Origin of the sequence: Streptomyces sp. NPDC026659 (genome assembly GCF_040638245.1) — a bacterium.
Lineage (GTDB): Bacteria > Actinomycetota > Actinomycetes > Streptomycetales > Streptomycetaceae > Streptomyces.
Window position 1 is genome coordinate 17,111 of the sequence record NZ_JBEZXY010000016.1, and the last position, 13,232, is coordinate 30,342.

Consider the following 13,232-nt stretch of genomic DNA (forward strand, 5'->3'; position numbering starts at 1 on the left):
TCCGGTTGGCCGGGGCAATGGAACGTGCGTATGGTCAGGGCCCACCGGCGGGCGCCCCCGCACACACTGGAGAGCGCTCTCAGGTCCCGGTTGGACCACGCGCCCGGTGTGCACCGGTACGACGCCCGAAGCCGCAAGCACCCCCAGGGCGGCCCGGACAGGCTTCCCGTGAACAACCCCCGACAAACAGCTCCCCCCAAAACAGTTCCCACAAGCGACTCCCCCCACAGACAAGGTGTGTCCCCGCCATGGCCGCTCATCGCGCACGCCGATGGTCGTTCGCAGGACTGGTGTGTCTGAGCACCGCCGCTCTCGCCTCGGCCGTCCTCTACACCACGACCGGTCCCGCCGCGCACAGAGCCGACGCAGCCCCCGCCCTGACCTGGTCCGACGACTTCGACGGCGCCGCGGGCAAGGCGCCCGACTCGTCCAAGTGGACGCTGGAGACGGGCGGCAACGGCAACGGCAACCACGAGTTGCAGTACTACACGAAGAGCACGGACAACGCGGCGCTCGACGGCAAGGGCAACCTCGTCATCACCGCCCGCAAGAACACCGACTCGGGCCTGCAGTGCTGGAACGGTCCCTGCCAGTTCACCTCCGCCCGGCTCAACACCGCGCAGACCTTCACCCAGAAGTACGGCCACTTCGAGTCCCGCATCAAGATCCCGCGCGGCAAGGGCATGTGGCCCGCCTTCTGGATGCTGGGCGACAACCTCGGCAGCGCCGGCTGGCCCAACAGCGGTGAGATCGACATCATGGAGAACGTCGGCAACGAGCCCAACACCGTGCACGGCACCATCCACGGCCCCGGCTACTCCGGCGCGGGCGGCATCGGCGCCCCCTACAACTCGCCCGACGGCAAGGCGTTCGCCGACGACTTCCACGTCTACGCGGTCGACTGGAGCCCCAACTCCGTCACCTGGTCCGTCGACGGCCACGCCTACGAGACTCGCACCCCGGCCGACGTGAACGGCAACAAGTGGGTCTACGACCACCCGTTCTTCATGATCCTCAACCTGGCGGTCGGCGGTGACTGGCCCGGCGGCCCCGACGGCAGCACCTCCTTCCCGCAGACGATGACCATCGACTACGTCCACGTCTCCGCCTCGGACCAGCCCGCCTCCGGCGGCGACGGCACCGCCCGCACCGGCGCCATCAAGGGCATCGGCGGCATGTGCGTGGACGTCGCGGGCGCCTCCGACGCCGACGAGACCCCGATCCAGCTGCACGACTGCAACGGCGCCGACGCCCAGAAGTGGACCCTCGGCACCGACGGCACCGTACGCGCGCTCGGCAAGTGCCTCGACGTGAAGGGCGCTTCGACCGACAACGGCGCCGCCGTCCAGCTCTACCGCTGCAACGGCAGCAAGGCCCAGCAGTGGGGTTACAGCTCCGCCCGCGACCTGACCAACGTCGGCGCGGACAAGTGCCTTGACGCGAAGGACGGTTCGTCGGCCGACGGCACCCGCCTGCAGATTTGGACGTGCGGCGGCAACGCCAACCAGAAGTGGACCGTGGGCTGAACCGAGCGAGCGACTATCGCTCGGCCGCCAACCCCCGTCTTTCCGGCGCGACTTCATCTCCCCCCACCGAGTACCCGGCCTCCGGGCCGGGCCCCTCACCGCAAGGAGCCCCTCACATGACGCCTCGTCACCAGCGCAACCTGACCCGTCGCAAGCTGATGATCGGCCTCGGCGGCGCCGCCGTCGCCATCCCGGCCGCGGCCGCCATCGCTCCCTTCGCGCTCGCCGACCAGCCCGCCAACAGGACCAAGGCGGCCTCCGGCGCGCTCCCGGTGACCGTCGTCAACAACACCGGCTCGTTCGACAACGCCAACATCCACGTCTACGTCGTCGGCAACCAGGACGGCAAGCAGGTCCGCCTCACCCCGGAGGGCACCCTCGCCCCCATCGCCGTCTCCGACAACGGCGCCGACGGCTTCACCGACTACGCGATCTCGCTCTCGGGCACCGAGACCAAGCTGTCCCTGCCCTTCATGTCGGGCCGCATCTACGTCTCGCTCGGCGAGAAGCTCAAGTTCAAGGCCGTGACCGACGGCAACGGCAACGCCGCGCTCCAGTTCCCGGCCGGCTGGGTCAAGTCCGACCCCAACTTCGGGATCCTGCACGACTGCGCCGAGTTCACGTACAACGCCAGCGGCATGTTCTGCAACACCACCATGGTCGACATGTTCAGCGTGCCGATGAACATCCGCCTCACCGGCGACAAGGACCAGACCACGGGCGCCATCCGCGACGGCGGCCGCGCCGCCGCCTTCGCCGCCGTCAAGCAGGTCGAGGACTTCGCGGGCCTGGTCATCGACGACAAGCGCATCATCGCCCCCGGCCACGGCCTGGACGCCGGCATCTTCGCCAAGGACTACTTCGCGCCGTACATCGACGAGGTGTGGTCCACCTTCACCGGCAAGGACCTGAAGATCACCACCAACGCCGGTACGTTCACCGGCCGGGTGCGCGGCGAGAAGTTCACCTTCGACGGACCGGCCTCGGTGTCCTTCGACAAGCCCTCCACCCGTGACGTCCTCTTCTGCGACGGCAAGCTCGCCGCCCCGAACGACGGCACCACCGGCCCCGTCGCCGCCGTCCTCGGCGCCGGGTTCAACCGCTCCACGCTGCTCACCGACACCGCGCAGCCCAGCACCGACGCCGCCGCCTTCTACAAGGCCGAGCTGACCAACCACTACTCCAAGGCGATCCACGAGGCCACCAAGGACGGCAAGGCCTACGGCTTCGCCTTCGACGACGTCGCCGACTTCGCCTCCTTCATCCAGGACACGTCCCCGTCGGGCTTCACCCTCACCCTGACGGCCTTCTGACAGGCCCCGCGCCGCACCCGACGGCCGGAACCCCGCACCCGGGGTTCCGGCCGTCCCCCGTGTCACTCGCCCCTGTGTCACTCCCCCTCGTGCCACAGCCCCCGGGCGAGCGCCGCGTCCAGCTCCCGCTGCAACTGGATCGCCTGCACGATGCTCCCGGTCAGCGTCCTGCGCAGGACCGGATCGGTGATCCCCCAGGCGTTCATCGCCTCGTCGGGGGAGAGGGACGCCAGCGCCGAGAACACGGCGGGGGAGAACGGGTCGATGCAGGGCCCCTCGTGCACATGGGGTGTCTCGACGTGGGACGCCTGGACGGCGGATGCCCGGACGTGGGACGCCGCCTGCCGATCCCCGTGCTCGGCGTCACGCGGTCCGCGCTGCGCGGGGATGATGCCGCTCTCCAGCAGCATCCGGCCGTGATCCAGGTTGAGTACGGCCGCCCAGGTCGCCAACTGCGCGGGCAGCGGCAGGGTCTTGCCGTCCAGCGTCCGGCTGATCGTCGTCAGGCTCAGCCCCGTCACAGCCGCCAACTGCGCCCGCCCGCCCTGCCGTCGGCGTACGTCGTACCCGGCCGCCGTCGCGACCGCGGTGAGGTACGCGCCGACGCGCCGCGCCTGGGCCTGCCGCCCGCCCCGGCTTCCGTGGAGATCCTCCGTGCTCCGCATGTCGGGAGGGTAGCGCGCGGGCGCGTGGGGCCCCGCGAGTTGCATGCGTGCACTTTCGCAGGTCAAGGACCTAGATCGACATTTCCGCAGGCCACAAGGTCAATCTCGCATCTGTGTGCGAATCAGAATGCCCTTGCGTCACGTGAGTTGGGCAACTTGCATACGTTGCGTGCGCGGGGGCCAGCCGCGCGGCGCACGTCCCTGAGGGGGTCGTTTGACCATGCTCCGTCTCCATATGACCAGACTCCTCGACAAGGCGGGGGAGTTCGGTGACGCGAGTGTCGCCGACGTGGCACGGCGCACCGGCATCAGCAGGTCGACGCTCCACCGCCTCGCGGCCGGGACCAAGCAGCCGAGCCTGCCGACGCTGTGGACGCTGCGCGGCGTCTACGGCGTCTGCCTGGACACCCTCGTCTACGACGACCCGCACCCGTCGCAGGAGCCCCCCGGCGCACCCCCGGCCGCAGCGACCGCCCAACTTACAGATCCGGGAGCAGACTTTGACCACTTCCCCCCAGACCGGCCCCGCCCCCGTCTCCCTCACCCCCAAGGAGCCGGCGCTCATCACCCGCGCCCGGCACGGTGATCCGGAGGCGTTCGGCGAGCTGTACCGATCGCACCGCGGTGTCGTCGCCGCGTTCATCGGCCGCCGGGTCAGATCCAACCCCGCCCTTGCCGAGGACCTGACCTCCGACGTCTTCGTGAAGGCCTGGTCCAAGATCTCCACGTTCCGCTGGACCGGCACCCCGATCCGCGCCTGGCTGTGCACCATCGCCCACCACGTGGTCGCCGACCACTTCAAGGTGGCCGCGACCCGCCGCCTGACCTTCGTCGACCAGATCACGCACATCGGCGACACCTGGGCCGTCCCGGTCAGTACCGCCGAGGACACCGTCCTGTCCACCCTCGACGTCGACGGCCTCCTCGACGCCCTCGCGGGCATCACGCCCCGCCAACAGGCGGTGATCCGGCTGCGGTTCCTGGACGAGATGTCGATCAGCGAGACGGCCCGCACGCTCGGTACGACGGACGGCGCGGTCAAGACGCTGCAGTGGCGCGCCCTGGGCTCGCTGCGCAAGGCCTACACGGGAGCGGCGGCATGACGGGCGGCTTCGACTTCAGCGGCGAGGACGGTGTCGAGCGGGAGCTCGCGGACCGGCTGGCCCGCCTCGCGCGCGCGTTCGTGGCCGAACTCCGGGCGGACGGACGGTTGGTGGAACCCGGTGCCGCGGCACTGGATGCGGGGCGCCGATTGGAACGGCCGCCTGAGCGGGTTGTTCCCCTGACACCGCGTCAGGGACCGGCTCATCTTCAATCGGTCGTGTCCGGCGCGGAGTTGGGGGTCGCGCAGCCGGAGGTCCGGCTCGCTGCCGATGCGGCATCGCCGGGTGTGCCCAAGGTGACCGATCAAGGGGCCGAGTCCGTCTCCGAGTTGGTGTCGCCGATCGTGTCCGCGGGCCACGATGCCGTGTTCGTACCGGACCCGGCCATGCCGGCGGACTCCGTGGACGGGCCCGTCCACGACACGGCGGTGCCGGTGGGGGTGCCGTACTTCGAGCCCGTTCCCGCCCCGGAACCGGCCGTACCGGTAATGGCCCCGGCGCTCGCAGCGGAGGCCCCGCCCGATCCGGCGGCGCGGCTGGAGCCGGTTCCGGCGCCGCCTGCCGGGATGTTGCGGGGTGCGATCACGCTTCCGCACACACGCCGCCACGCGCCTGCTCCGCCGTCGGAGGACCCGGCGCCGCAACCGCAGGCCGTGTCGGACCACCCGCTGCCCGAGCCGGTCACGGTCACCGACGACGACGTGCTCCCGGTCCCGGAGACCGTGGAGCGGGCCGGGGGACCGGTCCTGCTGGCCGCGCGGCTGAGGGTGGAGAGCGCGGGGCGCCTGGAGGTCACGCAGATCACGGCGGACGCGAACCGGGTGGGCGTGCACATCCACGCGCTGGGGCTGGCGGACTGGGAGTACTGGCTGACGGTGATCGGCGTGCCGCCGGACGTGCGGACGCTGCGGGTGGGTGACGCCGAGGTGGTGACGGGCCGTATCGAGGGGACGGAGATCCGCCTGACGGCCCACGAGGTACCCCGCCTGCTGGACGACGCGTCCCGCACGCTGGTGACCCCGTACCGGCTCGGCGGCCGCGTCTACGACCTGGCGCGCGCCCTGGCCGACCGTCATGGCCGGTCGTGGCGGTACCTGGGCCGCGACGGGGAGGACGGCATGCCCCTGCTGGCCCTGTCGGGTACGGACGGTCCGCCGATGCCGCTGGGCACGCTGGTGGCGACGCACGGCCCGCTGACCTGAGCCCGCAGGCGGGGAGGCCCGGTTCCCGAGCGGTCGCGGGGAACCGGGCCGGGCCCGGGCGGCGGGACGGCGTCCGGCCACCAGGTCAGCGGGTCAGCGGGCCGCCGGAGGCGCCCCTCCCTCACCGGTTCCGCCGGTTTCACCGGTCTCCTGGTCGAGGCGGTTCATGCGGGCGGTGACGTCGTCGACGAGTCGTCCGAGGAGTCGTCCGAGGTCGTTGCGGTCCTGGTCCGACCAGTCGGCGACGGCCTCGGAGAACCAGCCGACGAGGGAGGCGGCGTAACGGTCCGCGGCGTCGGCGCCGTCGGGGGTGGGTTCGACGAGGCTCGCGCGCCGGTCGTGGGGGTCGCCGATGCGCCGTACGAGGCCGCGCCGTTCGAGTTCCTGGACCTGGCGGGTGACGTGCGGGCCGACGACCTGCATCCGCTCGGCGATCTCGCCGATGCGCAGCGGCCGGTCCGCCATGTGGAGGGTGACGAGCACTCCCACGGCGGGCCGGTCGAGGGAGAGCCCGGCGGCCGCGGTGGCGCGTTCGGCCAGGCGGCCGCGGCTGAGGGCGTTGCTCAGCTGTGCGAGCCGCGGCATGACGGCGAGCACGTCCGCCGACGGCGTGCCCGAGGGTTCGGCGTTCACATCAACTCCACTTGCATACCTAAGTTAGGTATCTATATGCTCGGACCCGAAGGTGTCCCGGGGGTACCTGCACCCTCTAAAAGGATACCTAAAGTACGCATCTTTGGTTTGTTCCGGAAGGACCCCCGCAGTGAACCACTCCGCGAACCGCACCGTCCTCGTCTCCGGCGCCAGCATCGCCGGCCCCGCCCTGGCCTACTGGCTCGACCGCTACGGCTTCGACGTCACCGTCGTCGAGAAGGCCCCCGCCGTCCGGGGCGGGGGCTACGCCATCGACATCCGCGGCACCGCCCGCGAGGTCGTCTCCCGCATGGGCCTCCTCCCGCGTCTGCGCGAGGCCCACGTCGACACCCGCGAGCTGTCCTTCGTCGACGCCGACGGCACCCCGATCGCCTCCCTGCGCCCCGAGTCTCTGACCGGCGGCGCGGAGGGCCTGGACCTGGAGGTGCGCCGGGGCGACCTGGCCGACGCGCTGTACACCCCGATACGCGACCGGGTCGAGTTCCTGTTCAACGACTCCATCGCCACCCTGGACGACCGGGGCGACGCCGTGGACGTGGTCTTCGACAGCGGCAGCCACCGTACGTTCGACCTGGTCGTCGGCGCCGACGGCCTGCACTCCCACACCCGCCGCCTGGTCTTCGGCCCGGAGGAGCGGTTCCACCGCTACCTCGGCTACACCTTCGCCGGTTTCACCCTGCCCAACGACTTCGGCCTGGCGCACGAGGGCGTCATCTGGAACACGCCGGGCCGGGCCGCGGTCCTCTACGCCCACGAGCCCTCGGACCGCCTGCACGGCTTCCTCTCGTTCACCCAGGCCGTCCCGCCCTACGACGCGTTCCGCGACCCCGGCGCGCAGCGGGCGCTGGTGGCGCGGACGTTCCCGGAGCGCGTCTGGCATCTGCCCCGGCTGGTGGAGGCGATGGGGGAGGCCGAGGACCTGTTCTTCGACATCGTCAGCCAGATCCACATGCCGTCCTGGTCGCGCGGACGCGTGGCCCTGGCGGGAGACGCGGCCCACGCGACGTCGTTCCTGTCGGGTCAGGGTTCGAGCGTCGCCCTGGTCGGCGCGTACGTCCTGGCGGGCGAACTGGCCCGCCACACCGACCATGTGGCCGCCTTCGCGGCGTACGAGCGGCTCACCCGCGGTTTCGTCGAGCAGAACCAGGCCCTGGCCACGACGGGCGGCTCCTTCGTCGCCCCCAGCACCCCCGAACTCCTCGCCGCCCGCAACGAGGCCCTGCGCGACACGTCGGCCCTGACGGGCGCGGAGGGCCGGGCGGCGAGTACGGCGCTGCGGCTGCCGGAGTACGCGGCGGCGGGGTGACGCGGAAGGCCGATGGGCCGCGTTCGCCGGCGCTGTGGGGGCGATGGGCCCCGGCGGAACGGGTGTGCCGTTCCGCCGGGACCCCGTCGGGGCTCAGCGGACGGTGGTGACCCGCTGCTCCTTCAGGGAGGCGCAGTTGGAGCCGGTGACCTGCACGTAGACGTTGCGGATCTGGCCGCCCCAGTCGACGCAGTGGCCCTTGCCGTAGACGTAGGTGGGCCCGGCGTAGGAGGTGTACTTCCCGTAGTCCTGGTCGTAGACGTCGGTGTCGGGGACGTAGATCCAGGCGGCCATGTCGGTCGCGGTGCCGGGGGTGCTGCGGATGGTGACGACGCAGTTCTTACCGTTCGCCGAGTTGTAGGTCAGGTAGACCGTGCCGAGGGAGCCGACGGGCGCCGAGTTGACGGTCTTGTAGCTGGAGCCGCAGACCTTCTGCGGGGTGGTGTTGGGCGCGGCCGACGCGGGCGAGGCCAGGGCGGTCGTGGCCCCACCGGCCAGGGCCGCGACGCCGACGGCGGCCAGCGCGGAACGGCTGAATCGCATATTTCCCCCTTGTGTTAGTTGGAGTTCGTTGCTCCTGCCTGGTGTGACTCACGGCACATGCGGATGGTTGTACCGTCACTCCCTCGTACGGCGTGGTGTCGCTCAGGCGCCGAGCGCGGTGGGGCCGAGGCCGGACGGCAGTTGGCGTACTGCCACCTCCACGGCCTCCCGCGACGTATCGAATTGCCCGAGGTCCTGGCTGATGAAGCCGCGGCCCACGCCGTACGTGCCGTCGCTGTTGGCACTCAGGCACGGTCCGACGACGGTCAGGCGCGGGCGGGTGGTCGTCGAGAAGCGCAGTGCCCAGTGGCTCGTGAAGGGGTAGAGGGCGCACAGCGCGGGTTCGGCGTACGCCGCCTCGATCAGGCTCTGGTAGGTCTCCCGCCATGCGTATTCCAGCTCGGCCGCCTCCCGGCGCATGCCCTGCCATTCGGATTCCGTCAAGCGTGCGGGATCATCGTCGGGCACCTCGAACCGGCCGGTCAGGCGCACGAAGGGGGCCGCCTCGCGGATGCCGTCCAGGGGCGACCCGTCGCACCAGGCCCGGGCGGCCCTGGCGACCTCCGCCAGGTCGTCCGTGCTGCCCTCGATGAGGGCCATGCCCTGGAACGACTCCTCGCCGCGGATCGACCACCGTCGTTCATACGACCAGGCGCTGATCGCCAGCGGCTCGCGGTGCGGCAGGGTACTCGCGACGGCCGCGTGCCCCAGCGGAGCGAAGTCCGGGGACGTAGGGGAAGGGGCCCCGAGGCAGCTGCCCGCCTCGGCCAGGAGCGCGGCGGCGAGGCTGCCGCGGGCCGCGATGTCGGGGTACAGGACGGAGAGTTCGGGGGGAGTGGGCATGGCCCGTGATTGTGCCCGAGTCACCGATTCCCGGGAGAATGCGAAGCGGCGGCCCCGAGCGGTACAGCGCCTCCGACCTCCAGCACGTGCCCAACTGACCACATGGCAAAGGGTGTTGCGGACCGGCAGGCGGCGAAGGACTCAACCCGAGCCTGCCCCTGTGGCACTCCGGTCGCGACCCTCGCTGCGGACTGTTACGGGCCCTACGAACTGCACCTCGACCCCGTCCGGACGCGCACGCTCTCCCAGCGGGCCCACGAACGACCCCGGCCCGCCCGAAGCCGTCGGACAGCCCATCGCCACATCGGACAACCCATCGCCGCAGATGACAGACTCCACCTCGTGGAACTACTTGACGTCCTGGCCGAACTCGCCCAGGCGGGACACCTCGGGGCGGTTGAGAACGGCGCGGCCTGGAACGAGGTCACCGCGGCGCTTGGGGAACCATGGGAAGTGTTCGTCGACAGGCGTCGTCGGTCATGGCCACGCCTGTTCGCGTACGGCGACCTGGAACTCAGCGTCTGCCGCTGCCAGAAGATCATCCTCATTTGCCTCCAGACCTGGCACGACGTCATCGACCTCCCTGTCGCTCTGGTCGGCAGGGAGAAGTTCCCCGGCCAACCCGAGTACGCCGACGTGATCGCCTCCCTGGAACGCGCCGGTTGCGCCTGGCAGCCGTACACACCCCTCACCTTCGGCAATCAATGCGCGATTCAGGCCACGTCCTCCGGCGTCGTCTTCGTCTTCGAAATCCCGGACGGGGAAGGCCCGGTCCTGAACGTCGTGGGACCCCCACCTCATCAGCATGAGTGCCCGCCGCTACCGGGGTCGTCGTAACCCGCTGGACCGGCTTCGGGGGGGGCAAGGGGCAGGGGTGGCTCGCCGAGAGTCTTGACGGCGCTTGACGGCCTGTCCGGCTGCGGCCCCGGTCCTTGCCGCGCCGGACTGCCCAGTGGCCTCAGACATGAGGCGGCAGGACTTCGATGATTTCGGCGAGGCCGACGACGGATTGAGTCTCGTGCATGGTGATCACATCACCACGCCTCAGATGCCGCCACTGCTCGGGCTGCAAGGGAGCCAGGCGAACGTCGGCCGTCTCTCCTGGTCCGAACTCCGGCGCGAACTCCACCCAAAGCCGCGCGACGTTCAGACCCTGTCGCCCGTCCGCGCTGCGGTTACCGATGTCCCACAGAGGCCGGAGCCGACCGTCCCCCGAGAAGGCACCCTGGCGGCCGCCCTCGTCGGCTCCCAGCAGAGTCAACGTCGCACGGATCGTCCCGTGTTCGACTTCCCAGCCCCGCCACTCGCACCAACGCCGGCTCCGGTCCAACATCATCTGCCGAGCGGCCTCGGCGAGCATCTCCCAGAAGCCGACGGGCACCGGATGGACATCCGCGATCTCGATGAGCATGCCGAGCGCGACCTCCCATTCCTCGAACTCGATGTCCCCGCGAACATCTCCGGCCGTCTGGCCGTTCTCCGCCACGGCGTCCTCGGGCAGCAGGTTGACGGCCTGCCGAAGGAGTGTGAACGCGTCATGCATGCGCTGCATTGTCGCCCGGTCCGGGACGCCGTGTCACAGGGGCACTGCAGGACATGACGGTGTGCACGTCAGCGAGGTATCGCCCCGCTCCCGTTGGAGTGAAGAACGCGATGTACCGCCGCCGTTCACGCCTCGACACGTCATGGTTCTCCTGAGGCGATAAGTACCGAAAGGGGCAGATCATGCGTATGAGGCTTGTCGGAGCAGCCCTGAGTGCGGCAGCACTCACCGTGCTCACCGTTCCGGCGAACGCCCACGCCGCAGCAATCGCCTGCGGCGGTGGCGTGTCGACCGGTCGCGTGGCCGTCAACGGCTGCATCAGCGCCCAACGCGGCAAGGAGGGCAAGGTCTACACCCGGGAGATCACGGCGCACGTCAAGCTGCGCAACGCGGGGACGAGGGCGGTGAACGTCTCCTACGAGGCGTTCTTCCGCGTCGTCTCCGGCGGCCACTGGGTGAAGCTGGGCAGCGGTCGTGCCTACGTCCCGGCGCGCGCGACCGTCGGCCCCACGGAGGTGGGAAGCTCGACCCGGGTGTGCGGCCCCGTGAGGGTCGAGATCCGTGTACACGCCCGTGCCGCCGGGGGCGCCTGGAGCGGCTGGTCCACCGCCGGTACGGCGCAGTGCCAGACCTGAGCGGCTGAGCGGGGGCCCACCGGGTCCAGCCCGTTGTGCTGGGCGCGGCCGCCGGCTGCTGAGGTCAGCCATCGCCGACCGGCTCACGGTCGACGGCACCGCCAGCGAAACCGGCGAAGGCCGGCTGACCTCTGCCGAGGCAGCAGGTTAGTCGGCGTCGGCTGATCTGTCCGTCCGGCCCGGCACACTCAGCCTTCAGGCGACCTGATCAGGCCGGGCGAGCTCACCGTGTCGAAGCCCGGTGCAGCGGCACCGTCCCTCAACGTCAGCGAGGAGCGAGGAGACAGAACTCGTTGCCCTCAGGGTCGGCCAGAACCGTCCAGGAGATGGTGGACTGGTCGAAACCGGGGTCGGTGGCACCCAGGGCGCGCAGTCTGGCTGCTTCGGCTGCCAAGTCGTCACCGGGGTAGGGGCGGACGTCGAGGTGGACGCGGTTCCACACGCTCTTGGTGTCGGGGGTGCGGACGAACTCCAGGTAGGGGCCGACCCCCTTGGCGGATCGCATGGTCGCGTGGCCGTCGGTGACCTCGTGCAGCGTCCAGTCCATCGCCTCGCCCCAGAACTCGGCCATCCTCCGTGGGTCGGCGCAGTCGACCACCACCGCGGCGATCGGCCCGGTGTCCTGGTAGACCGGACGGGGCTCCAGGACGCAGAACTCGTTGCCCTCCGGGTCGGCCATGACCGTCCAGGGGACGTCGCCCTGCCCCACGTCGGCGAGCGTCGCGCCGAGGTCCTGCAAGCGCGCGACCAGCTTCTCCTTGTGGGCGGTCGAGGTCGTGGTCAGATCAAGGTGCACCCTGTTCTTCACCGTCTTGGGTTCCGGGCGGGCGATGATGTCGATGCAGACGGCCACGGGGTCGGGGTAGGAGAAACCCACAGGTTCGAGGTTGGTGACGCCGGGTCCCTCGCTGTCGACACCCCAACCGAGTACGTCCGCCCAGAACCGGCCGAGCGCGGAGTCGTCCTGGGCCTTCATGTTGATCTGCACGAGTCTTGTGGCCATGCCGCGGATCTTAATCAACGGCCAACACGATGAGGAGAGCTGTTGGTGGGGGATGAGGTAGCAGGTGATTTGCCGAGAAGCCTCGACCACCCACCGGGACGTTCCCGGCCCAGTGGCGTGCCGTGCCGTCCCGCTCCGCGCCGGGTGAGCGGGGCGGTGAGCCCGTCTCGTCAGAGCCCCGACGAGTGACTGGAAAGCCAGTCGGCATGCCGATCGCGCGTCTGATCCCGTTCCCCGGGCGCAGCCAGAAAGACATCGGCGCCGCCGTCGTAGGGGTGGTAGACACGCCGCATCCGGGTGTCGGTGACGAGGACTCCCGCCACCTTGTCGTCCGCGATTTCACGGAGCAGCTCGTCGAGGCAGCCGTATCGCCAGGGGTGGCGCGCGGCGAAGAGGTGGCAGTAGGTACGGAACTCCGTGTTTGGATCGTCCTCCACCAGCAGGGTCTGCCAGTAGCGGGCGTCTGGCCGGAATGGCGGAACCTCGGCTTCGGTCGCCCAGATCGGAGTGATCACGTAGACATCTTCACCGGCGAACAACTCGTCAAGGACGGTGTTGTACCGCTCCAGGACGACGGTGTACTCGCTCTCGTCCTCCGCGTATCGCTTCGACTCCGGCAGACTGTGGAAGCGCACCCAGCGATCCCTGTACGGGTCGCGGAGCTTGTACCCGACCGGAGGGCAGTCGGGCCAGTGCCGCTGCCACAGCTCGGTCAAAGCCGTTTGTACGCCGCTGGACATGTGCCGCACCCGTCCTCCCGCCATGGGCTTCCGTCGGCGACCATGATGCCCGGCACCGATCCACCAGCAGAAACGACGTCTTGGACCGGCCACCCGCAGGCACCGCAGAGTCGGCGGAAGCACGGGTCCATGTGAACCCTCCCTGAGGGCAGTGCA

The 13,232-nt window shown here is 70.3% G+C and carries 15 protein-coding genes; 8 read left to right on the plus strand and 7 right to left on the minus strand.

All coding sequences use genetic code 11. From position 1 onward, the window contains the following. Positions 1–248: 248 nt before the first annotated feature. Both AB0E91_RS30140 and AB0E91_RS30145 read left to right on the plus strand, forming a co-directional pair. Positions 249–1,526, plus strand: coding sequence for a family 16 glycosylhydrolase (locus AB0E91_RS30140; protein WP_361788363.1), 1,278 nt, complete (start codon positions 249–251; stop codon positions 1,524–1,526). Positions 1,527–1,642: 116 nt separating this feature from the next. Beyond that, positions 1,643–2,839, plus strand: a complete 1,197-nt coding sequence (locus AB0E91_RS30145; protein ID WP_361788365.1) for a beta-1,3-glucanase family protein — start codon at positions 1,643–1,645, stop codon at positions 2,837–2,839. 77 nt (positions 2,840–2,916) lie between these two features. Here AB0E91_RS30145 and AB0E91_RS30150 read toward each other — a convergent pair whose 3' ends face one another. After that, on the minus strand, positions 2,917–3,504 hold the full coding sequence (locus tag AB0E91_RS30150; protein ID WP_361788367.1) for a transcriptional regulator: 588 nt from the start codon (positions 3,502–3,504) through the stop codon (positions 2,917–2,919). Between the two features lie 235 nt (positions 3,505–3,739). Between AB0E91_RS30150 and AB0E91_RS30155 the strand changes: the two genes are divergently transcribed. From AB0E91_RS30155 to AB0E91_RS30165, 3 genes are read left to right on the plus strand one after another with little or no spacing between them, the layout of a single operon-like run. Continuing rightward, positions 3,740–4,090, plus strand: coding sequence for a helix-turn-helix transcriptional regulator (locus tag AB0E91_RS30155; protein ID WP_361788369.1), 351 nt, complete (start codon positions 3,740–3,742; stop codon positions 4,088–4,090). Further along, entirely contained in the window at positions 4,005–4,607 is a 603-nt protein-coding gene (locus tag AB0E91_RS30160) for a sigma-70 family RNA polymerase sigma factor (RefSeq protein ID WP_361788371.1), read from the plus strand. Before AB0E91_RS30155 ends, AB0E91_RS30160 begins: the two co-directional genes overlap by 86 nt. Then, on the plus strand, positions 4,604–5,809 hold the full coding sequence (locus AB0E91_RS30165; protein WP_361788373.1) for a BN159_2729 family protein: 1,206 nt from the start codon (positions 4,604–4,606) through the stop codon (positions 5,807–5,809). Before AB0E91_RS30160 ends, AB0E91_RS30165 begins: the two co-directional genes overlap by 4 nt. A 93-nt stretch (positions 5,810–5,902) precedes the next feature. Here the strand turns inward: AB0E91_RS30165 and AB0E91_RS30170 are convergent, their stop codons facing one another. After that, on the minus strand, positions 5,903–6,394 hold the full coding sequence (locus AB0E91_RS30170; protein ID WP_361788465.1) for a MarR family transcriptional regulator: 492 nt from the start codon (positions 6,392–6,394) through the stop codon (positions 5,903–5,905). A gap of 178 nt (positions 6,395–6,572) precedes the next feature. On the opposite strand from AB0E91_RS30170, the gene AB0E91_RS30175 reads away from it, so the two are divergent. Then, on the plus strand, positions 6,573–7,769 hold the full coding sequence (locus AB0E91_RS30175; RefSeq protein ID WP_361788375.1) for an FAD-dependent monooxygenase: 1,197 nt from the start codon (positions 6,573–6,575) through the stop codon (positions 7,767–7,769). Positions 7,770–7,862: 93 nt separating this feature from the next. Here the strand turns inward: AB0E91_RS30175 and AB0E91_RS30180 are convergent, their stop codons facing one another. Both AB0E91_RS30180 and AB0E91_RS30185 read right to left on the minus strand, forming a co-directional pair. Then, positions 7,863–8,312: a spore-associated protein gene (locus AB0E91_RS30180; protein WP_361788377.1), complete on the minus strand. Its 450-nt coding sequence runs from the start codon at positions 8,310–8,312 to the stop codon at positions 7,863–7,865. A 102-nt stretch (positions 8,313–8,414) separates the two neighbouring features. After that, positions 8,415–9,155 (minus strand): DUF6193 family natural product biosynthesis protein, encoded by a 741-nt coding sequence (locus tag AB0E91_RS30185; protein ID WP_361788379.1) that lies wholly within the window; start codon positions 9,153–9,155, stop codon positions 8,415–8,417. A 342-nt stretch (positions 9,156–9,497) separates the two neighbouring features. Between AB0E91_RS30185 and AB0E91_RS30190 the strand changes: the two genes are divergently transcribed. After that, positions 9,498–9,992: a hypothetical protein gene (locus AB0E91_RS30190; protein ID WP_361788381.1), complete on the plus strand. Its 495-nt coding sequence runs from the start codon at positions 9,498–9,500 to the stop codon at positions 9,990–9,992. A 121-nt stretch (positions 9,993–10,113) separates the two neighbouring features. Here the strand turns inward: AB0E91_RS30190 and AB0E91_RS30195 are convergent, their stop codons facing one another. Next, entirely contained in the window at positions 10,114–10,698 is a 585-nt protein-coding gene (locus AB0E91_RS30195) for a hypothetical protein (RefSeq protein ID WP_361788383.1), read from the minus strand. A gap of 182 nt (positions 10,699–10,880) precedes the next feature. On the opposite strand from AB0E91_RS30195, the gene AB0E91_RS30200 reads away from it, so the two are divergent. Continuing rightward, the gene (locus tag AB0E91_RS30200) at positions 10,881–11,333 is read left to right on the plus strand and encodes a hypothetical protein (protein ID WP_361788385.1); all 453 of its coding nucleotides are present in this window, start codon (positions 10,881–10,883) and stop codon (positions 11,331–11,333) included. 265 nt (positions 11,334–11,598) lie between these two features. Here the strand turns inward: AB0E91_RS30200 and AB0E91_RS30205 are convergent, their stop codons facing one another. Both AB0E91_RS30205 and AB0E91_RS30210 read right to left on the minus strand, forming a co-directional pair. Continuing rightward, on the minus strand, positions 11,599–12,336 hold the full coding sequence (locus AB0E91_RS30205) for a VOC family protein (RefSeq protein ID WP_361788387.1): 738 nt from the start codon (positions 12,334–12,336) through the stop codon (positions 11,599–11,601). 170 nt (positions 12,337–12,506) lie between these two features. Continuing rightward, positions 12,507–13,076: a hypothetical protein gene (locus AB0E91_RS30210; protein ID WP_361788389.1), complete on the minus strand. Its 570-nt coding sequence runs from the start codon at positions 13,074–13,076 to the stop codon at positions 12,507–12,509. Positions 13,077–13,232 lie beyond the last annotated feature (156 nt).